The organism is Chryseobacterium sp. S90, assembly GCF_047444895.1.
Lineage (GTDB): Bacteria > Bacteroidota > Bacteroidia > Flavobacteriales > Weeksellaceae > Chryseobacterium.
The window spans coordinates 263496-287101 of sequence record NZ_JBLGCX010000001.1; the positions used below are offsets into that span (position 1 = coordinate 263496).

Annotated in this window: 22 protein-coding genes; 4 read left to right on the forward strand and 18 right to left on the reverse strand. The window is 38.4% G+C overall.

Annotated elements, in window-relative coordinates:
* Positions 1 to 36: 36 nt before the first annotated feature.
* From ACLMCG_RS01305 to ACLMCG_RS01375, 15 genes are all read right to left on the reverse strand, one after another.
* Positions 37 to 1749 carry a sulfite reductase flavoprotein subunit alpha gene (locus ACLMCG_RS01305; RefSeq protein WP_413958480.1) on the reverse strand — a complete coding sequence of 571 codons (1713 nt, stop codon included), beginning with the start codon at positions 1747 to 1749 and terminating at the stop codon, positions 37 to 39.
* Positions 1739 to 2584 carry a uroporphyrinogen-III C-methyltransferase gene (gene cobA / locus ACLMCG_RS01310; protein WP_413958481.1) on the reverse strand — a complete coding sequence of 282 codons (846 nt, stop codon included), beginning with the start codon at positions 2582 to 2584 and terminating at the stop codon, positions 1739 to 1741. Before cobA ends, ACLMCG_RS01305 begins: the two co-directional genes overlap by 11 nt.
* A 23-nt stretch (positions 2585 to 2607) precedes the next feature.
* Positions 2608 to 3519: a cysteine synthase A gene (gene cysK, locus ACLMCG_RS01315; protein WP_413958482.1), complete on the reverse strand. Its 912-nt coding sequence runs from the start codon at positions 3517 to 3519 to the stop codon at positions 2608 to 2610.
* Between the two features lie 22 nt (positions 3520 to 3541).
* On the reverse strand, positions 3542 to 4372 hold the full coding sequence (gene epsC / locus ACLMCG_RS01320; protein ID WP_413958483.1) for a serine O-acetyltransferase EpsC: 831 nt from the start codon (positions 4370 to 4372) through the stop codon (positions 3542 to 3544).
* A 5-nt stretch (positions 4373 to 4377) separates the two neighbouring features.
* Positions 4378 to 5616 carry a sulfate adenylyltransferase subunit 1 gene (locus tag ACLMCG_RS01325; RefSeq protein ID WP_413958484.1) on the reverse strand — a complete coding sequence of 413 codons (1239 nt, stop codon included), beginning with the start codon at positions 5614 to 5616 and terminating at the stop codon, positions 4378 to 4380.
* 86 nt (positions 5617 to 5702) lie between these two features.
* Positions 5703 to 6611 (reverse strand): sulfate adenylyltransferase subunit CysD, encoded by a 909-nt coding sequence (gene cysD, locus ACLMCG_RS01330; RefSeq protein WP_413958485.1) that lies wholly within the window; start codon positions 6609 to 6611, stop codon positions 5703 to 5705.
* Positions 6612 to 6622: 11 nt separating this feature from the next.
* Positions 6623 to 7336, reverse strand: a complete 714-nt coding sequence (locus ACLMCG_RS01335) for a phosphoadenylyl-sulfate reductase (protein WP_413958486.1) — start codon at positions 7334 to 7336, stop codon at positions 6623 to 6625.
* Positions 7337 to 7418: 82 nt separating this feature from the next.
* Positions 7419 to 7835 carry an RrF2 family transcriptional regulator gene (locus ACLMCG_RS01340; protein ID WP_213279538.1) on the reverse strand — a complete coding sequence of 139 codons (417 nt, stop codon included), beginning with the start codon at positions 7833 to 7835 and terminating at the stop codon, positions 7419 to 7421.
* A 339-nt stretch (positions 7836 to 8174) separates the two neighbouring features.
* Positions 8175 to 8666 carry a GNAT family N-acetyltransferase gene (locus ACLMCG_RS01345; protein ID WP_413958487.1) on the reverse strand — a complete coding sequence of 164 codons (492 nt, stop codon included), beginning with the start codon at positions 8664 to 8666 and terminating at the stop codon, positions 8175 to 8177.
* Positions 8667 to 8921: 255 nt separating this feature from the next.
* Positions 8922 to 11069, reverse strand: coding sequence for a zinc-dependent metalloprotease (locus ACLMCG_RS01350; RefSeq protein ID WP_413958488.1), 2148 nt, complete (start codon positions 11067 to 11069; stop codon positions 8922 to 8924).
* An 81-nt stretch (positions 11070 to 11150) separates the two neighbouring features.
* On the reverse strand, positions 11151 to 12416 hold the full coding sequence (locus tag ACLMCG_RS01355; RefSeq protein WP_413958489.1) for an NAD(P)/FAD-dependent oxidoreductase: 1266 nt from the start codon (positions 12414 to 12416) through the stop codon (positions 11151 to 11153).
* Between the two features lie 8 nt (positions 12417 to 12424).
* Positions 12425 to 13423: a 4-hydroxyproline epimerase gene (locus ACLMCG_RS01360; protein WP_413958490.1), complete on the reverse strand. Its 999-nt coding sequence runs from the start codon at positions 13421 to 13423 to the stop codon at positions 12425 to 12427.
* Positions 13420 to 14910 carry an aldehyde dehydrogenase (NADP(+)) gene (locus ACLMCG_RS01365; RefSeq protein WP_413958491.1) on the reverse strand — a complete coding sequence of 497 codons (1491 nt, stop codon included), beginning with the start codon at positions 14908 to 14910 and terminating at the stop codon, positions 13420 to 13422. The genes ACLMCG_RS01360 and ACLMCG_RS01365 overlap by 4 nt, the downstream gene beginning before the upstream one ends.
* The gene (locus tag ACLMCG_RS01370) at positions 14907 to 15830 is read right to left on the reverse strand and encodes a dihydrodipicolinate synthase family protein (RefSeq protein WP_413958492.1); all 924 of its coding nucleotides are present in this window, start codon (positions 15828 to 15830) and stop codon (positions 14907 to 14909) included. Before ACLMCG_RS01370 ends, ACLMCG_RS01365 begins: the two co-directional genes overlap by 4 nt.
* 92 nt (positions 15831 to 15922) lie before the next feature.
* Entirely contained in the window at positions 15923 to 16804 is an 882-nt protein-coding gene (locus tag ACLMCG_RS01375) for a helix-turn-helix domain-containing protein (protein ID WP_413958493.1), read from the reverse strand.
* Between the two features lie 174 nt (positions 16805 to 16978).
* On the opposite strand from ACLMCG_RS01375, the gene ACLMCG_RS01380 reads away from it, so the two are divergent.
* Together ACLMCG_RS01380 and ACLMCG_RS01385 are read left to right on the forward strand one after the other, a co-directional pair.
* The gene (locus ACLMCG_RS01380) at positions 16979 to 18367 is read left to right on the forward strand and encodes an aminopeptidase P family protein (protein ID WP_413958494.1); all 1389 of its coding nucleotides are present in this window, start codon (positions 16979 to 16981) and stop codon (positions 18365 to 18367) included.
* 19 nt (positions 18368 to 18386) lie between these two features.
* The gene (locus tag ACLMCG_RS01385; protein WP_413958495.1) at positions 18387 to 20558 is read left to right on the forward strand and encodes a DPP IV N-terminal domain-containing protein; all 2172 of its coding nucleotides are present in this window, start codon (positions 18387 to 18389) and stop codon (positions 20556 to 20558) included.
* A gap of 72 nt (positions 20559 to 20630) precedes the next feature.
* Here the strand turns inward: ACLMCG_RS01385 and ACLMCG_RS01390 are convergent, their stop codons facing one another.
* Together ACLMCG_RS01390 and ACLMCG_RS01395 are read right to left on the reverse strand one after the other, a co-directional pair.
* Entirely contained in the window at positions 20631 to 21149 is a 519-nt protein-coding gene (locus tag ACLMCG_RS01390; RefSeq protein ID WP_413958496.1) for a hypothetical protein, read from the reverse strand.
* Between the two features lie 173 nt (positions 21150 to 21322).
* Complete coding sequence (locus ACLMCG_RS01395; RefSeq protein ID WP_413958497.1) at positions 21323 to 21748, reverse strand: hypothetical protein; 426 nt, start codon at positions 21746 to 21748, stop codon at positions 21323 to 21325.
* Between the two features lie 126 nt (positions 21749 to 21874).
* Between ACLMCG_RS01395 and ACLMCG_RS01400 the strand changes: the two genes are divergently transcribed.
* Entirely contained in the window at positions 21875 to 22480 is a 606-nt protein-coding gene (locus ACLMCG_RS01400) for a DNA-3-methyladenine glycosylase (RefSeq protein WP_413958498.1), read from the forward strand.
* Between the two features lie 3 nt (positions 22481 to 22483).
* Here the strand turns inward: ACLMCG_RS01400 and mug are convergent, their stop codons facing one another.
* On the reverse strand, positions 22484 to 22987 hold the full coding sequence (gene mug, locus ACLMCG_RS01405) for a G/U mismatch-specific DNA glycosylase (protein ID WP_413958499.1): 504 nt from the start codon (positions 22985 to 22987) through the stop codon (positions 22484 to 22486).
* Positions 22988 to 23283: 296 nt separating this feature from the next.
* Here mug and ACLMCG_RS01410 point away from each other — a divergent pair, with 296 nt between their 5' ends.
* Positions 23284 to 23601: a DMT family transporter gene (locus ACLMCG_RS01410; protein WP_413958500.1), complete on the forward strand. Its 318-nt coding sequence runs from the start codon at positions 23284 to 23286 to the stop codon at positions 23599 to 23601.
* Positions 23602 to 23606: the final 5 nt, after the last annotated feature.

Consider the following 23606-nt stretch of genomic DNA (forward strand, 5'->3'; position numbering starts at 1 on the left):
TTCCTTTAATTTTTTACGAATACTTCTTTACTTCGTTTAATAAACATCTTTGGCATATCTGCCGTCAAGCTCCATTTCTTCCAGATAGTTTACAGCATCTTCTTTGCTGCGTTTTCCTTCATTCTGAATAATGGTCAGAAGTGTTTGTTCCACATCACGGGCCATCGGTTCTTTAGCGCCACATACGTATACTGATGCGCCTCCTTCCAACCAGTAAAATATTTCCTGAGATTTTTGCTCCAGCCTGTGCTGAACATATACTTTTTCATTTGTATCCCTGGAAAAAGCAAGGTCTAAATGCGTTAAGCTGCCTGTTTTAAGGAAATCCTGAAGTTCAGCCTGGTAAAGAAAATCTGAAACAAAATTCCTGTCCCCGAAAAACAACCAGTTTCTTCCTTCCGCACCCGTTGCATCACGTTCCCAAAGAAAAGACCTGAAAGGTGCAATACCTGTTCCCGGTCCTATCATGATAATATCTTTATCGGCTTCCGGCAGTTTGAAGTGTCCTGCATCCTGAATATAAAACTCCACCTCTTCTCCTTCTTTGAATTCACTCAGAAAGCCACTGCATAAACCATTATGTTTCTGATGATCGATAAAGAATTCTGATCTCGCAACCGTAATATGAATTTCCGTGTCACCATGAGCTTCCAGCGACGAAGAAATTGAGTACAGACGCGGTGCCTGGGCGGTTACTATCTGTAGGATTTCTTCAAATTCATCTGCATTTTTTACGGGATAAATTCTGAGGAGATCAAGAAGGCTGAGTCTCACTTCCGGGATGGAATGTCCCGTTATTTTTGCATATTGAGCAACAACAGATTTGAGTAAATAGCTGATGTTAAGATGCTTGTACAGCAGTTCTTCAACAGAAGCTGTAACCTTTGATGTTTCTATTTGTTTTTGAGGATCAATTCCTGTCAGCGTAATAATTTCATCCACTACTGGTTTTGAATTGAACGGAATAACTCCCAAAGCTGCTCCTGGTTGATAGACAAGTGCTTCTTCAGTTTCAATTTCAATATGATACGTTTCTTTTTCAGAAGTAATATCGTTCAGATTAATGATAGCCGAAACTTTCCCATGATATTTCTTTCTACCGGAAGTAATCTTTGGTGCTGCAACATTTTTTGTACTCTGACCAGCATTTTTATTAACGGTGTCGAATACATGCTCTATCCAATGGGAAGCTTCCTGCTCGTAATCAATATCACATTTTTTTAATGGAATGATGCGTTGAGCGCCTAATATTTCAAAACGTGAATCTACATCTTCTCCGGTTTGGCAGAACAGAGGATAACTGCTGTCTCCCAAGGCCAGTACTCCATATTTCAGTCCGCTGAGATTGATTTCATTTTCATGAATATAATCGTAGAATTTTTTGGCAAGAGCTGGTGGTTCTCCTTCTCCCTGTGTACTGATGACTACGAAAAAGAATTCTTCTTTAGCCAGATCTTTTGGTTTGTATTGAGAAAGGTCAGCAAGCTTAACCTGAAGTCCTTTTTTCTTCACGATACCTGCCAATGCTGTAGCCAGTTTTTTGCTGTTTCCGGTTTCTGTTCCGTAAGCCAGCGTTATTTTTTTTACGGCATTTTGAGTGCTGTTATTGAGTTGCTGTGGCGGTAGTGCGGCGGTCAGCGAAGTTCCTCCGGCAATGCCTGCAAGATATCCGCTTGCCCAGATGGCTTCATCTCGGGAAAGGTCTCCGGAGATTTGTTTTAATACATTTAATTTTGTTTCAGACAGCATATTCAAAGAAATTTTGAGTTGTAGGGATTAGACTTCCGTTTTCCACTGATTTGAAGTAAAGACCTTCCTGTTCTGCATTTTCAAGCCATGAAAACTCTTCGTGCAGATTGACAATCTTGCCAACCACAACCAAAGAAGGTGATGCAAAGACTTTATCTCCGAATTTTTCGTTAAAATCATCAAATGAGGAAGTGTACACCTTTTGATAAGGCGTTGTGGCCTGTTCAATGACTGCAATTTTTTTATCACTTGAAATCCCTAGCTGTATAAGTTTTTCTACAAGAGGAGTAAGATTTCCTTTGGACATGTAGAAAACAAGAGTATCATTAGTAAAAGCAAGTTCTTTCCAGTATTCTTCAGTTACAATTTCTGATTTATAATAGGTCAGAAAACGAACGGATGTAGAATATCCTCTTGCTGTTAAAGGCATCCCTGCAAATGCTGCTGCTCCTAAAGCTGCTGTAATTCCCGGAATGATCTCGTAAGGAATATGATTTTGCTTTAAAGCCTGCAGTTCATCCAGAATATTGGAAAATATGGAAACATCTCCTCCTTTCAGCCTTACAATGGTTTTATTCTGACGGGCATATTCCACCATCAATGTATTGATATGAGACTGAGGGGTGGAAGCATTTTTGCTACATTCTTTCCCTACATAGATGATTTCTGTATTTTCATTGACGTATGTTTCCAGAATTTCAGGACTTACAAGGCGGTCACATAAAATGACGTCTGCTTCTGCGATCGCTTTTACTGCTTTTACAGTGATCAGTTCAGGGTTGCCGGGCCCTGCACCGATAAGGTAAACCTTTGGTGATTTTATATTTGTTTTCATTGAAGTAGATGTTAATTAAGGATTTAGAAGAGTCCTTCCACAGACAGATACCTTTCTCCGGTATCGTAATTAATCGTCAGGATTTTAGCGTTAGATGGTATTTCAGGTAACTGTTTTGCGATGGCTGCTAAAGCGGCTCCGGTAGAAACTCCCACAAAAAGGCCTTCTTTTTTAGCGGCATTGAGGGCGTATTCATAAGCTTCTTCCTTCCCTACGGTAATCACGCCGTCTAAAAGAGTTATATCCAGAATGGAAGGAACAAATCCAGCTCCTAGCCCCTGTAGTGGGTGTGGTGCCGGGCTTCCTCCGCTTAAAACAGGAGATAATTCCGGTTCTACGGCGAATACTTTTACGTTTGGGTATTTTTCCTTTACTGCTTTTGCAATTCCGGTGATATGTCCTCCGGTTCCTACTCCGGTAATAATATAGTCGAGCCCATCCGGGAAGTCTTTTAAAATTTCCTGAGCAGTAGTCTCAACATGGACTTTTACGTTGGCAGGGTTATCAAACTGTCTTGGAATCCATGAATTAGGAGTGTCCTGAGCCAATTCATTAGCTTTCTCGATAGCGCCTTTCATTCCTTTTTCTCGTGGAGTAAGCACGAATTCTGCACCGTAAGCTTCCATAATTTTGCGGCGTTCTATACTCATGCTTTCCGGCATGACAAGAATGAGTTTGTATCCTTTTACAGCTGCTACCAGGGCCAGACCTATTCCTGTATTTCCACTGGTAGGTTCTATGATGGTGCTGTCTTTATTTAGTAATCCTTTGGCTTCTGCATCTTCAATCATGGCCAGGCCAATTCTGTCTTTAATGCTTCCGCCAGGGTTGCTTTTTTCAAGTTTAATCCAGATTTCATGATCTGAATTGAATAATTTATTAATTTTTACGACGGGAGTATTTCCAATCGTTTCTAATGCGTTCTGAAATCTCATATCAATTTATTTTTTTGTTTTTTTAAATGACAAAGGTTAATGATTCCGGTAATGAAGTATTATCCTTTATTTTTATTTCACTTTTGTGGTAAACGAGTGAATTGGCAGGAACATCCTGTGTTATCCAGACATTTCCTCCGATAATGCTTTCTCTGCCTATGGTAGTTTCGCCTCCCAAAATGGTTGCTCCAGAATAGATAATCACATCATCTTCAATATTGGGATGCCTTTTCTGGTGAGCTTTTTCTTTGGAAACATTCAAGGCTCCGAGGGTAACTCCCTGATAGATTTTGACATTATTTCCAATGACTGTTGTTTCCCCGATCACAATTCCTGTCCCATGGTCAATAAAAAAAGACTTTCCGATGGTAGCTCCCGGGTGAATATCAATTCCTGTCTTGCTGTGAGCATACTCTGAAATGACACGCGGTACTATTTTCACTTTCTGACTCCACAACTGGTGTGAAATACGATAGACATAAGTGGCAAAAAAGCCGGGATATGCCAGATAGACTTCTTCCAGAGAATCGGCCGCGGGATCAAATTCTACAATAGATTTTGCATCCAGTACCAACTGATCATAAAGGTCAGGCAGAGATTCAAAAAACTGATTCACCTGTTTCTCAGTACTGTCCTGATCACCTGTTACGGTATTGATCTGTTCTGAAAGAGTTTCCCGCAATGCTTCAAAATTTCTTTTAAGCTGATCTTCAGTATTATCATTCTGAGGAAGGAAAAGTGTTTCATACAAATCCTTAACCCATCTTTTAGTCTTTATCTTATCAAAGAATCCATGATTACTATTTTGTTTGGTCTGATGAATTCTTTCTATTAAGTGATCGGAAATTGCCATTTTTTCTATTGAATTATACAGGCTGCTACCGTTGAATTGGACGTTTCATCCACCAAAATGGCAGAGCCCGTTGTTTTATTATTGGTAAAGCTGTCATAGACCAAAGGCTGTGCCGTTCGCAGGGTAACTTTTACAATTTCGTTCAGTTTAATTTCGCTGTCTGCCTGTTCCTGGATCAGGGTGTTGACATTGATTTTGTAATCTACCTCTTTTACAATTGCTTTCACAAGTCTGCTGTTCTGCTGCAGAAGGTATTTATTCCCCGGTTGTAAAGGTTTCTGATCAAGCCAGCATAAGAGAACTTCCAGGTCTTTTTCAACGGACGGAATCTGTTCTTCCGTGACAAAAATATCTCCTCTGCTGACATCTAAATCATGAGCAAGATGGATCACTGCAGGCTGTCCTTCAAAAGCTTCCTCTTTTTCAATACCATTGATCTCAATTTTAGTAATTTCAGTGGTCAGATCTGCCGGAAGAATATGGATTTTGTCTCCTTTTGTGAATTTTCCACTTAATATTTGTCCGGCGTATCCTCTGTAATCATGCAGTTCTTCGGTCTGAGGGCGAATTACATACTGAACCTGAAAACGGTTTCCGTTGTTTTTTTCTTCATTCAGGGTTACTTCTTCAAGATATTCAAGAAGTGAATTTCCTTCGTACCAGTCTGTTCTGGTAGATGTTGAAACGATATTGTCTCCTTTCAATGCTGAGATCGGAAAATAAGTGACATCGTTTAATCCCAGATTTTCTGCAATTTTTGAATATTCAGATTTAATAGATTCAAAAACTTCTTCCGAATAATCTACCATATCCATTTTATTGATGGCTACAGCCACTTTCTTTAATTGTAATAAAGAAGCGATAATAGAATGTCTTCTGGTTTGTTCAATCACGCCTTTCCTTGCATCGATCAGGATAACCATCAGATCAGAGTTTGATGCTCCGGTAATCATATTACGCGTATACTGCACGTGGCCGGGTGCATCAGCGATGATAAATTTTCTTTTTGCGGTTGAAAAATAACGGTAAGCAACATCAATGGTGATTCCCTGTTCTCTTTCTGCGCGAAGACCATCCGTTAAAAGGGCAAGGTCTACTCCGTCTTCATTTTTATTTTTTGAATGTTTTTCAAGGACTTCCAACTGGTCCTGTAAAATACTTTTGCTATCGTAAAGCAGTCTGCCGATAAGGGTACTTTTGCCATCATCAACGCTTCCTGCTGTTATAAATCTTAATATATCCATACGATTTTAATTATAAATGATAAGTGATAAATGATAATTGATGAAATACTTTGTGTAATCATTGATTAATTATCTTTTATCATTGATTAAAAATAGCCTCCTTTTTTTCTGTCCTCCATAGCGGCTTCTGTCACTCTGTCGTCAATTCTTGTTTCGCCGCGTTCTGAAATTCTGGTTGCTACAATTTCTTCAATGACGGCATCTATTGTGACCGCATTGGACTCTACTGCTGCGGTACAGGTCATATCTCCAACGGTACGGTAGCGTATTTTTTTGGTAGCGATGATGTCTTCAGGTTCTAATACAACATGTGAAGAATTGGCAAGCCACTGGCCGTTAAAATCTACCACTTCCCTTTCATGCGAGAAATAAATAGAAGGAAGTTCAATTTTTTCTCTTCGGATATAATTCCAGATATCGAGTTCTGTCCAGTTGCTGATAGGGAAAACTCTTACATTTTCTCCTTTGTGGATTTTTCCATTAAAAATATTCCACAACTCAGGACGCTGAAGTTTAGGATCCCATTGTCCGAATTCATCACGAACTGAAAATATTCTTTCCTTGGCGCGGGCTTTTTCTTCATCTCTTCTGGCTCCTCCGATACAGGCATCAAATTCAAATTCTTCAATGGTATCAAGAAGAGTGTAGGTTTGCAGCCAGTTTCTGCTTGGGAATTTACCTTTAGCCTCGGTTAGTTTTTTACTTTTGATAGTGTCTTCCACTTTTCTTACTGCCAAAGTAACATCTAGCTGCTTTACCAGCTGATCACGGAAATCCAATACTTCCGGAAAGTTGTGCCCGGTGTCCACATGAACAAACGTAAACGGGATTTTTCCGTGAAAAAAAGCTTTTCTTGCCAGGTGAGCCAGCACAATACTGTCTTTTCCTCCACTGAATAATAATGCCGGACGTTCAAATTGACCTGCTACTTCTCTTAATATATAAATAGATTCGGCTTCTAACTGATCTAAATAGTTTAACTGCTGTATTGACATGTTTTTCTTTTTTATTGATGAATATGCAGACCGCATTCTTTTTTATTGGCATCTTCCCACCACCATCGGCCTGCCCTGAAATCTTCCCCTTCTTTGATCGCTCTGGTACATGGTTCACATCCTATGCTTACAAATCCTTTCTTGTGAAGGTAATTGTAGGGTAAATGATGTTTTTTTACATATTCTGCCACCTGTTCTGTCGTCCAGTGAAGGATGGGATGGAATTTTATGATCTGATTATCCTGATCCCACTCCAGCTGGGGCATATTCTGCCGGTTTGGGGAATGTTCGGATCTAAGACCGGTAATCCATACTTTATAACCTTCCAGTGCTTTTTTTAATGGATGAACCTTACGGATGGTACAGCACGCTTTCCTCTTTTCAACAGACTGATAAAAAGAATCAGGACCGTTTTCTGTTACAAATTCTCTGAGCTCTTCCATATCCGGATAATAGGCTTTGATGTTCTTTTTGAAGAAAGCTTTTGTGGAAGTCCAGGTTTCGTAGGTCTGCTCAAAAAGTCTTCCTGTATCCAGAGTAAAAATTTCAATATTTAAATCTTTTATCAGATGAGTGATCACCTGATCTTCGTAACTGAAGCTGGTTGAAAAGATCACTTTATCCGGAAATCTTTCAGCCAGTAATTGCAGTCCATTAGTTTGAAAAGAAGCTTCAGTAGCTTCTCTCAAAAGGTTTTCGTATTCATTTTTCAGACTGTTTTCCATTTTGAATTGAGATTTAAGTCCTGCAAATATATACAAAATTCTATAACTCCTATCAAAATAGTAGAATTTAAATAAAAAAATTTTATTCTTGAGTAATAAACTTAGTCAGAGTAGCCTCCATCATGCTTGTTCTGGTCTTTTCACGAACGATCATTAATTCTTTTCTTAGGTAACAGACTGCTTCATCCACACAATCATCACAGGCCTCGTAAAAGTTTAAAGAGACACATGGGGTTAATGCAATTGGACCGTCAAAAATGCGGTAAATATCTGCTAGTGAAACTTCATCGGGTGATTTCAGTAAATAGTACCCTCCTACTTTACCCTGTTTACTGTTGACAAGTTTGGCTCTTTTAAGTTCAAGAAGGATTTGTTCAAGAAATTTTTTGGGGATGTTCTCGTCTTGTGCAATAACAGAGGTTGGCAGAAAGCCCTGGTTATAATTCCTTGCTAATCTGACCATTGCTTTAAGCGCGTATTTGCAACGTTTTGACATCATAATTTCTGCAAGTTATGATAAATATCTGATAAATGAAATGTTTTCTGTGGAAGGCTTTGATGTATTTCAACCAAAAAAGTCACAAAAGATTAAAAAAACATTTAAGTATATTTTAAGTGACAGGTAGGCTGTTGAGAAGTACACTGAAGCTTTAAAAATCAAAGATTTTTATTGATTGCTTTGTATAACCTAAAGGAAAGAATATATACAATCATCTGTGTAGATCTGTGAAATATGCAGTGAAAGATAACCACCCCGTCAAAAATTCTTTGAATTTTCGCCACCCCTCCAATGGAGGGGAATTTGCGGACCTCCGGTTCTAAGGATCAGAGATGTTTACTATTTCTGTAATATAAAGTAAGCCAGCTCCCTATCTTCCCGTTTTAGGTTTTCAATTCTCTTAAAGTTGTTGTTCAGAAGAACTTTCTGAGAACCTATATTATCAAGATCGGTTACAGCAACGATATCTTTCTGATGATTTAATGATAAACAATAATCAACAAGGGCTTTACAAACTTCAGTTCCAAGGCCTTTTCCCCAATAATTATCACCCAAAGTATATCCTATTTCCAGCTGATCGGGATTATCAAGGAAGATTCTGGCCAGACACATTCCTACAAAATCGTTATTTTGAGTGTCGAATATTCCCCATCTGCTGAATGGTCCTTCTTTATAATCTGCCACTGCTTTGTCAAACATTTCCTTATATTCTTCAGGAGTTTTATAAGGCAGATAGCGGGTAACATTCTCATTTTCAAAAAGAGTGGAAAACAAAGGAAATTCTTCAGGTGTAAATTCACGGATGATGATGGTGTCGTTTTTATAATGCATTGGAATTGTAATTACAGAATAAAAGTACACAAATAAATGAAGAACTGCTCATAAATAGAATAAAAAATTGGGCTTACAATGAAGCCCAATCAACTGCATATGAATAGTAAACTGTTATTCATATTTCTGAGAAAAGTGTTTTGTTATTTAAAAAATTTTAAACCAATCTGTAACTGCTTTGAAGTAATAATCAGCAGGTTGATGGTGTTGCAGACCACCGCCGCCAGAATATTGTCCATAGGTTACCGTTTGATCCTATTTTTTAATGAATTTTTGGGAAGATTTCCCTAAAGAAGTTTCAATATCAATTAAATAAGTTCCGCTTAGGAAGTGTTTAACATCAACCTTCTCACCCATAACTTTAGCATTCATTTTTCTTCCAAACATATCATAAACAGAAATTGACTTAATTTCACCTTTTGTTTTAATATTTAATACATCAGAAACCGGATTTGGATAGATAGAAGTTTCTGAGTTTATTGTATCAACGTCTGCAGTGGATAATGATAATGCACAAGGGGTTGTAATACTGCCATTTGGTTGTGTATTGTATCCAAACGCAGTTACAGAATAACCTGAACCATTGGCCCCAACAGTCAGTTTGAAATAGCCGTTAATATTGTAGCCCTCGAATTGGTTTCTAAAACCAACATAAGCGGTTTGGCCAGACCAGTTAGTGTATGTAGGAGTGTACACGTCAAGTTGTCCGGGAGTACCAATTGGGTAACCTATATTATTTGCATTAGTTATAGTGGTGCAAGCCGGAATTAAACTGATATTTCGTGTTCCTGTCTGGCAAACTAATCCTTTCCAATAGGTTTCCAATTTTAATTGATTGGCTCCATAGTACCAGGTGCCATACCCTGCATCATCACTAAGCTCCGGGTTAATGATAAAATATTTCCAAGTTGCCCCTGAGTTGGTGGTTACTGTTGTTGGTGTTGGGTTGGCATAACTTTCCAGAGGAGTTCCTGTAACTATTTTATAAGGATCTTTGTAAGAAAAAGTTAATGCCAGAGCTGTCGTTGATCCTAATGAAGTTACGCCTCCTGTTATAGCCGGATTCAGGAATGTAATTGATGAATTCAGGACCTGACTTTTAGGATGACTGGTTGCCGCACCATTTATGCTAAGTGTAGCAGTAGTAGGGCTTGTAACCGCTATAGCTGCTGTTAGTCCTGCTGGTAATGAAGAAGTGAAATGTGTTCCTGCAGTAAGAGTTGTTCCATTGGGAACGGCAAATGTAGCTCCCTTTAGCGTAATCGTTGATGTAGGGACAGATGCTACTGTTCCATCTAATGACACGGCTCCATTATTGTTTAAGTTCTCTGTAAATGTACTGTTGCTAAGGGTTAATCTAGGTGGAGTATTGGCAACTCCGGTAGCGGCTAAGTTAGCAGGCTGCCATAAATTCATTCGCGAAGGATGGTTTAATGCTGCCAGCATTCTGTTAACCTGTCCATTGGTAAACATTTTATAACAACCGGAAGAACCATTGTATCCCATATAGTTTTCAACGTTTACTTTTTGTCCAAGACAATTGTTTCCAGCTGAACATCCTAATCCGGAAGAAGTATTTTCTACAGGGGTGTCAGCAACTCCATCACCATCATTAGTTGGGTTTGCAGTTGAACATGGAACATTAAATGTGTGTTGAAGATTTAACCAATGCCCGAATTCGTGAGTAAATGTATCAGAAAACTCGTTTGAAGCCACTGTTCCTGCAGCATTAAATATATAACGTCCATTATAAACAACTCTGGCTGTATTTACTGAAGTCATGTATGAATCCGGATACCAGGCAACTCCTGATTGATATAAATCTTTATTAGCATATAGGTCATTTTGAATATACACATTCATATACTTTGTATTATCCCATGCATCTGTGCCAATTTGTGCATCATATCCACCTCCGTTGCCATATCCACCTTTGAAAGGGTGAAATACCACTCCGCTTGTTGCTTTTCCGGTTGGATCAATTTTAGCTAATCGGAATTCAATACTTAATGCTGCTCTGATAGATTGGAAATCAGGATCCACAGTATTTGAATCCGTGTTAATTCCATTGAAATTTAAGTTGATTTGTTCCAGTAAGTCAACTACTTTTTGGTAATTTACTTTTACATTACTTTGAGATTCTCCATACACATGAAAAACCACAGGGATGATGTAGGTTGGATTGCTGACCCTATTATTCAATGAGTTTTTGGCTGAACCCATTTTCTTTACGAAATTTTGGGTGTATTTCTCAAAATTTTCATATTCAGCCTTAGATTTAGGGTGCAGTTCAAAATGTTTTTTCATCATTTCATCTGCTTTACACTCACGAGGTCTGTTTTCTTGCGCAAAACCTATTATTGGAAATAGGGAAACAAGTACTAGTAATTTAAATTTTTTCATAAATTTTGGATTTGGTTGTTAATAAATTATTTGAATAATCAAATTGTTTTGTGCTTAATTTTGTGTTTTATGTGATGTTTTTTAACTAAATCTTTCAGGGTTGAATATCTTTATCTCAACCGTCGGCTTTTGGTCATTGGCAAGTTCTGAAACTGTTTTCCCAAAAATGGGTCCTAAACTTAAACCCATCATACCGCCGCCGCCTGCGATAATCAGGTTTTTGAGTTTGGAAGACTGTCCCAGATAAGGCAGCCCATCCGGAGCACAGGGTCTGTAGCCGAACCAGATTTCAGATTCTTTGGGTTTTTCAATCTGAAAGTCAGGTAAATATTGTGGAATAGACCTGATGATCCCTTCTACCCTTTTCATATTAATTTTGTCATGATGGGAAGCCAGTTCCATCGTTCCACCGAAGCGGATCTGCCCGTTCATAGGAGTGACAGCCACTCTTGCTTCCAGTAATAAAGCAGCATGATTCAGGGTGTTGACCGGATTTTCAGGGGTATGCATGAAAGAATATCCTTTTCCGGGCATTAATTGAATTTTGATTCCTGCCTTCTGAGCCAGTTTAGGGAGAAATGAACCTCCGGTTATGACGAAACGGTCTGCTGTAAACTTTTTATCATTGGCAATTATGGTTTTAATCATATTTCCTGATTTTTCAAAGCCGGTTACTTTGTGATGAGTATGAAAAACGACACCATTACTTTTAAGATAAGAGATCATTTGTTTCATCAGTTTCATGGGATTCATGTGACCATCACATTTGTAATTGATCCCTCCGATAACATCCAATTGAACATTGGGTTCAAGTTCCTGAATATCTTTTTTATCCAGAATATCAACGGGTAAACCCATCCTGGTTGCTTTGTGGGCAAGCTCTATCTCTTCTTCTGCAACTTTCTCTGTTTTATAGAGCATTAAAATACCATTCTGATTAAGCTCAAAATCAAATTCATCCTTTGTGGCAATCTCGTTGTAGAGGATGCTGCTCGCCAGATTAAGGTCTCTGATGGCTGTTGCTGAGTGGTCCACATGCTTTTGGTTAGAGTGTTTTAAGAATTTTATCCCCCAGAAAAACAGGTCAGAATTCAATGAAGGCTTTACATAAAACGGACTTTTGCTATCAAACATCCAGCGGATTCCTTGTGCCACAACACCTGGTGCCGCTAACGGAGTAAAGTGGCTGGGTACAATCATTCCCGCATTGCCATAAGAACAATTGTTGGTAAGATCGTTCTGCTCCAGAATTTCTACACTCCAGCCTTTCTCTAAAAGGTAATAGGCGGAGCTTAAACCTGCTATTCCTGCACCAATAATGAGTGCTTTTCCTTTATTCTGTGTCATATGTTTGTTTACATAACCTGAAATCCCTGCCAGTAAGGATCTTCATCATCAATAATAATATGATTATAACCGGTGATTCTTGCCCAGCCTTCTACTGAAGGGATAATTGCCGGTTTTCCGCCAACGGTAGCCGTTCCTTCAATTCTCCCGATAAACTGGGATCCGATATAGCTTTCATGGATAAACTCTTCGCCTTCTTTTAATTTTCCTTTAGCATACCATTGAGCCATTCTTGCAGAGGTACCTGTTCCGCATGGTGAACGATCCAATGCATTCTCTCCTACTAAAACAGCATTTCGTCCACTGGCTTTAGGGTCTTTGGGATTACCCGTCCATTGAATATGGCTTAATCCGGTAATGTGTTCATTCTCAGGATGAATAAACTGGTATTTTTCATTGAGTAGTTGTCTGATGATTTTTCCATAATGAATAAGCTGGCTGGCTGTAAAATCGGAAATATCTCTGAAATTCTCCTGAGGGTCTATAATTGCATAGAAGTTCCCGCCATAAGCTACATCCGCTTTTATCAATCCGAGATCAGGACAATCAACTTCCAGGTTTTCAGCATACAGAAAGGATTTTACATTGGTTAGTTTTACAGAGGCTACTTTTTTGTCTTCCTGTACATAATCAATAAGAATAAGTCCTGCCGGTGTTTCCAGGCGCAGCTTGCCGGGAATTTTGGGAAAAATCAAACCTTCTTCTATAGCAATGGTTACTGTACCTATCGTTCCGTGTCCACACATGGGAAGACATCCGCTGGTTTCAATATATAAAACTCCGATATCGTTTTCTTCGTCAAAAGGCGGATACAAAATACTTCCACTCATCATATCATGGCCACGGGGTTCAAACATGAGCCCTTTCCGGATCCAGTCATATTCTTTCATAAAATGAAGGCGACGTTCCATCATGGATTTTCCTTTTAAAATAGGACCTCCTCCTGCTACAAGACGTACAGGGCAGCCACAGGTGTGTGAATCTATACAAAAAAATGTTCTGTTCATGTGGTTTGTAATTTTAATGATTCTGAATTGACTTCTCCATCTACTATTCTGCTGATCTGTAACGGATTTTCATTTCTCAGCTCTTCGGGTAAAAATTCATCCGGCCAGTTTTGGAAAGAAATAGGACGGATAAACCTCTTTACAGCATCAGGTCCTACGGAGGTAAAACGGGAATCAGTAGTGGAAGGAAAAGGGCCTCCATGCTGCATGGCATAAACAACTTCTACTCCTGTAGGCATTCCGTTGAAGAGTAACCTTCCGCATTTATCCTTCAGAAGATTAATAAGCATCAGATGATTCCGGGCATCTTCATCGGTAGCTGCTACGGTAATTGTTAACTGTCCTTTCAGTTGTTTTGCGATTTCCGTTATCTCTTCCTGGGTTTCGCAAGTTACAATGATACCAAAAGGCCCGAAAACCTCTTCACTTAGTACATGATTTTTCATGAAGTTTTTGGCGTTGGTTTCTATCACGATAGCACGTCCGTACTCTTCATTAATTTCTGTATGTGCTGTTGCAATAATGTGTACTTCAGGCTGTTCTGCTGCTCTGATTTTATATTTTTCAAAACTTTCAAAAATTCCCTTGTGAAGCATCTTTGCAGGAATAACCTCCTGAATTTCATTTTTCAGGGTAATGATAAAACGGTCCAGAGATTCTCCTTTAAGAGCAATACATACTCCCGGATTGGTACAGAATTGTCCCATTCCTAATGTTAAGGATGAAAGATATTCTTTAGCGAACGCTTCTGCTCTGTTTTCAAGCAAATCCGGCAGGGCAAATACTGGATTGATGCTGCCCATTTCTGCAAAAACAGGAATAGGATCTTCACGGTGATTCGCCATGTCGAACAACGCCTTCCCTCCGGCAAATGAACCGGTAAATGCAACGGCTCTGATCTCTTTATGCTGAACTAAATAAGCCCCAATGTCATTGGATATTCCGGTAATATGGCTGAAGATTCCTTCAGGCCAGCCACATTCTTTCACGGCAGCTGTTATAGCATCAGCCATGAGTTGAGAGGTCTTAGGGTGAGCCGGATGAGCTTTTACAATAACAGGACAACCTGCTCCAATAGCACTTGCCGTATCACCGCCCGCTGTAGAAAAAGCAAACGGGAAATTACTGGCCCCGAAAACAACTACAGGTCCTATACCCACATTGTATTTTCGGATGTCTCCTTTTTGTTTGTCAGATTGTGCAAGATCAATTCTTGGTTCTGTATATATTCCGGTGGCTACCGCTTTGGCATAGCTTCTCCATTGTCCTGTTGTTCTTGCTTTTTCACCAGTAAGTCTGGCTAAAGGCAGCGATGTTTCAGTATGAGCCGTTGTCAAAAGTTCTTCTCCCAGTGCTTCAATTTGATTGGCGACTGTGTTCATGAAGGCAGCCCGTTCTTTTATAGTGGTATTCTTCAGGAACTGGAAGGCTTCAACCGCCATCTGAATTCTTCTATCAATATTTTGCGGTGATGTTTCTTCTATCATATCTGTATTTCCGGAGTTAGTAGTTTCGGACGATTCACTCTGCCTTCTTCAATAATCTTTTGAATTCTTTCAGCTTCCTCTCCATGAAGTTCCAGACGTGGAGCTCTTACATACGGACTGCTTATTCCTTCCGCTGTAGCAGCCAGTTTGATATACTGAATAAGTTTTGGGTGGATATCAAGTTCCAGTAATGGCATAAACCATCTGTAGATTGATACGGCTTTGTCGTATTCATTTGCTTTCACATAGTTGTACATGGCCATGGTTTCATTAGGGAAAGCATCTACAAGACCTGCTACAAGTCCGTCTGCACCAAGCATGAGGGTTTCCAGACAAATGGTGTCTACTCCTCCTAGAATTTTAATTCTTTTTCCAAAGCGGTTGATCATTCTGGTTACATTGGCAAGATCTCTAGTAGATTCTTTAACAGCCTGAATGGTTGGATATTCAATAAGTTCCTCAAACATTTCAAGGGTAACATATATTCCGTAATCAACCGGATTGTTATAGATAAGGATTGGAAGGTCCGTAGCGGAAGCCACTGCTTTGAAATATTCTACTACTTCACGATTATCGGCTTTATAACGCATCGGAGGAAGCAGCATGAGCCCGTCAGCACCTGATTCTTTAGCTTTTTGAGCAAAGTTTACTGCATTTTTGGTAGTATTTTCAGAAAGGTTAAGAATGACAGGAATTCTTCCCTGTGTTATCTTTTTTGCATATTTCAGCAGTTCAAATTTTTCTTCAGTTTCTAACGCGCTGGCTTCCCCTAATGTTCCCGCAAGGATAATTCCGTGAACACCTGCTTTGATCTGGGCTTCTGTATTGAGAGCAAACATTTCAAAGTCTATCTCACCTTCTTTGGTAAAAGGAGTTAATACAGCAGGATAAATACCTTCCCAGCTTAGTTTTGTACTCATATCAAATAATATTTATTCAAAACTAGGTGAATTTTAAAACGGTAAATGTTAATATTTTAATAGATACTAACCGTATTTTAACAAGTTGCTTTTTATTGCTCTATGGTAGCCTCTTTATAGTGTTTAAGGTATTCTTTAGGCGAATATTTCATAATGGACTTGAAAACCCGGTTAAAATTGGTAAGACTATTGAATCCACTGTTAAAAGCCACAGAAGAAATACTGTACATATTGCTGGATGTCAATAGTCTGCAAGCTCGCTGTACCCGGAGTTCATTAAGATATTCAATATAAGTGATTCTGGTTCGTTTTTTAAAAGATCTGCAAAATGCCTGAGGAGTCATACAGGCTTCCTGAGCAATACTGTCAAGGGTAAGTTTTGTCTGGGCAAAATTCTTCTTAATAAAGGTTTGGGCATCTATAATTCTTTGATCATAGTCTGAAATATGATTTGGCAGATTCTTTTCTGAAGATAAGGGAATATGCAGATGCCTGTTTTGCATAAGATGGTTTAAAATCCTGATAAAATCTATGATCTGTTCTACTCCTTCTGTTTTTTGTAATGCTGCAATGTTTTCCCCGATACATATTTTTAATTTAGGGGCGACCTGGAAACCGACTTCTGAATGGGCTATAAAATTTTTAAGTTCTCCAAATTCCGGTAAGTCAAAAAATGCAGCGATCTTTTTATACGGATCAAAAAATATAGAGATGGAATGAACTTTTTGTTTTTCATCTTTATCAAAAGTACCCCGGAAGACATGTGATTGATTAGCTCCCAGATAGAAAATATCGCCAGCCTCAAAATTAAAGAGATTTTGTTCTATGGCCAGTGTTCCGTGTCCTTTAAGGATCCACATGATCTGGGTTTCCGTATGGCGATGGAAGTAAGGATAAAAATTGGGCATTATATCTTCCTGAATACGGATACTTTTGTTGGTATCAGCAGGGACTGAAAACTGAAGACTCTTCATAGAATCAATATTTTGATGTAAAAGGTTAAAATATGACCGAATTTAAGCAAAATATGAACACTGGATATCATATTAAAATCCAAACTTTACACTATTCTTTATTTTACTAAATAAAGAGCGGTCAATAGTACAAAATCGTACCTTTAAAGCTTTAAATTAAAAAGTATTCATAATATGTTTTCAACACAAACCTATCAAGATAGAAGAGCAGTTTTACAAAGTAATGTATCGGGCGGAATTTTATTGTTTTTGGGAAATATAGAGAATCCGGTGAATTTTGAACACAATCCTTATTATTTCCGTCAGGACAGTACCTATTTATATTATTTTGGAATCCAGGAACCCCGTATTGCGGCCATTATTGATATTGATGAGAATAAGACCATTGTTTTCGGAGATGAATTAAGTATAGATGACATCGTATGGATGGGCAGACAGGAAACCCTTAAAGAAAAAAGTCTGAAATCCGGAGTACAGGAAACCATGCCGTATGCAGAACTTTCTCAATATATTCTAAAAGCACAGACTTCCGGCAGAAAAGTACATTATCTTCCTCCTTATCAGTCTTCCAATAAAATTTTACTTGCCGATCTTCTTGGGATTAAAATAACAGAATTACAACCTTCTGCAGAAATGATTAAAGCCATTGTGAAGCAGCGGTCTATAAAAGAACCTCAGGAAATAGTGCAGATAGAACAGGCCGTGAATGTATCCAATGAAATGCATTTGCTGGCGATGCAGATCGCAAAACCGGGCCTTAAAGAATATGAAATTGCGAATGCCATTCAATATCTGGCTGCCAATAAAGAATGTCAGATGTCTTATCCTCCGATTGTAACCATAAACGGAGGAATTCTGCATAATCACTATCGCCTCAATACTTTGAAAGAAGGGGATCTTTTCCTTAACGATTCCGGAGCGGAAACGGCAATGGGATATGCGGGTGACCTTACCAGAACATTTCCTGTGAGCAAAACTTTTAGTACAAAACAAAAGGAAATGTATGAAGTGGTTCTGAATGCTTTTAATAATGCGCAACAGCTTCTGAAACCGGGTGTTCGATTCAAGGATATTCATTTGAAAGCTTCTCAGCATCTTGTAGAAGGTCTTATTGATCTTGGATTGATGAAAGGAAATCCTGAAGAAGCGGTAAAAAACCATGCCCATACCCTATTTTTCCAATGCGGATTGGGACATATGATGGGACTTGATGTACATGATATGGAAGATCTCGGAGAACAATACATTGGCTATACCGAAGAAGAACCAAAAGATACCAAAACATTCGGTCTTAAATCCTTACGTTTAGGAAAGGCTCTTGAATCTGGATTTGTAGTAACGGTTGAACCCGGTATTTATATGATCCCGGAACTGATTGATATCTGGCAGGCTGAAAATAAAAATGCAGATTTTATCAATTACGATAAAGTAAATGAATACCGAAACTTTGGAGGAATCCGTGTGGAAGATGATTTCCTGATTACTGATGACGGGTACAGACTTCTTGGGAACGGACTGATCAAAACAGTTGAAGAAATTGAAAATTACAGAGCTGAACATTGAGCTTAATCAAATAATAACTATGAAGAATATAAAAAAACTAACCGTTATTGCATTATACTTCCTGTGTTTGTCACCATTGGCTGCACAAAAAACACAGTGGACTCCGGATGGCAATGCTTATTATTCATTTACTAAAAAGGGGGTTGAAATTGTTGATGTACTGCATCCCGGAAAAGATCAGACTCTTTTAAACAGCAATGAACTTGTTCCTATGGGAAGTTCTGAACCACTGCAGGTACAAAGTTTCCAGGTATCTCCTGATGACAAAAGTTTATTACTCTTTGCCAATACCCGAAAAGTATGGAGAGACAATACCCGTGGAGATTACTGGATTTTTGACAAAAACACTAAAAAACTTACCCAGCTTGGAAAAGAATTGCCTTCTTCATTGCTGATGTTTGCAAAATATTCTCCGGATGGAAAAAAAGTAGCGTATGTATCCAAGCATAATATGTATGTTGAAGACCTTTCAAACAACCAGATTACCAAAATCACAACTGATGGTACAGACGGCATGATCAACGGTACTTTCGATTGGGTATATGAAGAGGAATTTGGAACTCAGGATGGTTTCCGATGGTCACCGGACGGAAACAAAATTGCTTACTGGAAGCTGGATGCAAGAGGTACAAAAAACTTCCTGATGATCAATAATACAGACAGTCTGTATTCATTTACTGTTCCTGTAGAATATCCGAAAGTAGGAGAAAATCCTTCAGGCTGCAGCATCTGGTTTTATGATCTTGCTTCTAAATCTTCAAAGAAAGCAGATATTGCAGGAGATGAAATGCAAAACTATATTCCGAGAATGGAATGGGTGCTGGATTCTAAATCTGTTATTCTTCAGCAGCTGAACAGAAAACAGAATCAAAGCAAAATCATCGTGGCAGATGCCAACTCTGGCAGCAGCAAGACTATTCATACGGAAACAGATGCTGCATGGATTGATATCAAATCCCGTTGGAACGATAATGACCCAAGTGGCTGGGACTGGATTGAGAATGGAAAGGAGTTCCTTTGGCTTTCTGAAAAAGATGGATGGAGACATATTTATAAAATAGATATGAGCGGCAAGGAAACATTGATTACCAAAGATGCTTTCGATGTGATAAAACCTGAGTTTTTTGATGTTCAGAACAAACAGATCTACTTTTCAGCATCACCCAATAATGCGACTCAACAGTACCTGTACAAAGTAAATATGAAAGGAGGAAAAGCACAAAAAGTAACTCCTGAAGCTTACACAGGTTCCAATACATACACGATATCACCCAATGGGAAAATCGCGATGTTTACCAACAACAGTGTCAATGCAATTTCAATGGGTTCTGTAATATCACTTCCGGAACATAAAGAACTCGTTGCTGCTAAGAGAACAGCAAAAGCAGATCCTGCAAAGTCTAAAACAGAGTTTTTCCAGATTACCACACAGGATGGTGTTACACTAGACGGATGGGTGGTAAAGCCTAAAAATTTTGATCCTAATAAAAAATATCCGGTTGTTTTCACAGTTTATGGAGAGCCGGCAATGCAAACAGTTACAGATAGTTTCTATACAGGCTGGAACCAATTATACGTTGGAGATATGGCTGAAGATGGTTACCTGTATGTTTCTCTTGAAAACCGCGGAACACCTGCTCCAAGAGGACGTGAATGGAGAAAATCGATTTATCGTAAAATAGGACAGCTTAATATCCGTGATCAGGCAATGGGAGCTAAAGCTTTATTTGCAAAATGGCCTTATGCAGATACTTCAAGGGTTGCCGTATGGGGCTGGAGCGGCGGAGGTTCATCTACCCTGAACCTTTTGGGACAATATCCTGATATTTACCAGACCGGGATTGCTATTGCTCCGGTAGCCAATCAGTTGTTCTATGACAATATCTATCAGGAAAGATATATGGGGCTTCCACAGGAAAACAGAGAAGATTTTGTGAATGGGTCTCCACTGGCTTATGCTAAAAATCTAAAAGGAAATCTTTTACTGGTTCATGGAACAGGTGATGATAATGTACATTACCAGAATACGGAAGTCTACATCAACGAGCTGGTAAAATACAACAAACAGTTTCAGCTGATGTCATATCCTAACCGTACACACTCCATTGATGAAGGGGAAGGTACGTCAGAGCACCTTGCTACTCTATTTACAAAATATTTAAAAGAACATTGTCCTCCGGGAGGAAGATAGAAAAGAAAAAACCAGATATCAAATTATCTGGTTTTTCTTTTAAATAGAGGTAATGAATATTGATCCTGCTTATTATAAACTGTAAGCCAGCCCTACATTTCCTATTCCTTTATATCCAAAACCTGCTTCAGCACTTACTCCCAATCTGCCTCCTAATCTAATTCCGAGCCCTGTAAGTTGATAATTAAAATGTGAGATACTTTGTAAAGGATTCCTACTCTTTTCCAATGTTAATCCTAATCCCAATCCGGAATACATACGAAATTTTGGTTTGGATATATAGTTGTAGTTACTTTTTACGGCAAAAGTATAATTGTGTGATTTTTCCGTTGATTTATCGGAATATTCTCTCGTTACCTGTTGATATGCGAGGTCTGTCCCAATAATCCATTTATCCTTTATTGCATAGTTATATTCAACAACAAAAGCTCCGGAATTTTCTGTCTCATAAGGGCCATAACCGAATGTAAAAACACTGGTAAAAGCATTAATAAAATCTGTGGTCGTTCCAAGTCCATAGGCAATTTTTATCTCTGAAGTTCCTTTACTTTGGGCTTTAATCACGGTACTGCCAACAATTAATAATAACAAGCAAATAGTTTTACATAAAGTGGTAAATAAATTTTTCTTTTCCATTTTGCAAAATTAAAGCTAATAATGCAGCAGTAGAGCTTTATCGCATTAGAATACAATTAGAACTCACTTAAAATATGGTTAAAGACATCACCTCTTTTGAAAGTTTACAGATAAATGTTGGGTTCGTTTTATCTTCTTTTAAATACAATGGTCCAGGTTATATGAAAAGGCTCTCCTTTGTATTTGTCTGTCTCTTTCATGACAATCTTCATTGTTGTTTTATCCAGCTGGGCGATTTCAAATCTTCGCTCATAATTACCCCCGTCAAATAAAGATAAGATTTTGTCTTCAGGATGTAATTCATACGAAAAATAAAGCTGTCCGCTATCAATAATGGAGCCGTCAGCATTAAACTGCATGAGGTCTTTGCTGTTTAATTTGTAATTTTTTACCGTTCGGTTTCCATTAGCTTCAATCCCTTCACTTTCTGAGAGTACCGGCTGCCACTTCCCGACAATCATTTTTTGATAAGATTGCTGATAAGGAATACTGAATGACAATGCTGTCAGACAAAAAGTAACCATAAACAGCGTCAGGTTGAAAAATTTCATCATAATTTTGCTTTTGGGGTGAGTGAGTGTCATTAACTCATGTTCAAATGTAGTGACAATCTGTTTAACTCTATGAAAATTGTTTTTATATCCTTACTTTTAACTTATTAAATACATAAAACCACTCATTTGAAACTGCCACTCTCCTATTATTCAAACCAAGACGTTCTTTTTCTTGCTCAGAATCTTCTGGGGAAAGTTCTTTTTACAGATATTAATGGTGAAATAACAGCCGGAATTATTGTAGAAACAGAAGCCTATTTCGGAGTTCTGGATAAAGCTTCCCATGCGTATGGCGGCAGACGGACAAACCGCACGGAAACGTTGTACAGTCATGGTGGTATTTCCTATGTTTATCTATGCTACGGAATTCATCATCTGTTCAATGTTGTAACTTCTGTAAAAGATGAGCCTCACGCTGTGTTAATCAGAGCTGTTGAGCCATTAATAGGAAAAGACATTATGGAACTCAGACGGAATATGTCTGCCGATAAAGCAGCTATTTCTTCCGGCCCCGGATCTGCAGCCAAAGCTTTAGGTATTGATCAATCTTTTAATAAAAAAGATCTGGATGGAAATGAAATATGGATTGAAGATCACGGAATTCAATATCCTGCCGATGACATTATAAAAGCTCCCCGTATAGGCGTTGCGTATGCTCAGGAAGATGCCCTTTTACCCTGGCGTTTTTTTGTGAAAGGAAATAAATATGTGAGTAAACCTAATACAATATAACAATTACAATTCGTGAATTGTATGATAAAACTCTTTATAATAAGCAACAAGCTGATCGAGTGAAAACCCCCGGTTCAAACCACTGGTATTGGGCAAAACCCAGACTTTTGCTCCACTGAAATCTTCTGTCTGCAGTCCCCATAGAATTTCTTTCTTTTTAGAGAAAGCTTTGTAAGCAGCCTTACCGAGAAAAGCTACATATTGAGGCTTATATTCTGTTATTTTTGTTTTAAATGTATCCAAAGCATTGTCAAACTCTTCTTTTGAAAGTTCATCAGCACGGGAAGTTGCCCTTGCGACAGCAGTTGTGAGTCCCAGCCCGAAATCCAGAATAGAAGTATCATTCACCGCTTCAATTTCATAAGAAGTAAACCCCGACTGGTGAAGGACTTTCCAGAAACGGTTACTCTTTCCCGAAAAATGATGGCCGTCATCCGATGATTTTAAACCGGGATTGATTCCACAAAAAAGGACGTTAAGATGACTTGTAATGATATCTGTTAGCATAAATGAGATGAATAGGTCTGAAGAAAAAAAAGATTTCTGCTCACTCTTTTCCAAGGTATAAAGATATTAATATTAGGAATATATTCAGACTTACATTCATTATGGAATATTGAACGGTTCACTGTCTGTATCATACGTTCTATCTCTCTTTTTTGCAGTGTCACAAAGTTTATTATATTGAATATGAATGGGTAATGGTAATTTTGTATTATTAATTGAGATGGAGCCTTTTATTGTAAAGAACTTCATTTTTAATGAAATTTTCAATAAAAGCAACATCATTAAAAATAAGTAGTATGAACTGGATTGCATTAATTATCGCAGGAATTTTTGAAATTGGATGGCCTTTGGGACTTAAATTATCTCAACAACCGGAAAATAATAAATGGATCTGGATCATATTTTCTATCATATGTATGTCCGTTAGTGGCGGATTTCTCTGGTACGCTCAGAAAAGTATCCCTATTGGAACAGCCTATGCAGTTTGGACCGGAATTGGTGCTGTAGGAACTTTATTGGTGGGAATTCTGTTTTTTCAGGACTCAGCAAGTATTTTACGATTGCTCTCTGCATTACTGATTGTTGTAGGAATAGTTGGGCTTAAAATATTTTAAAATAA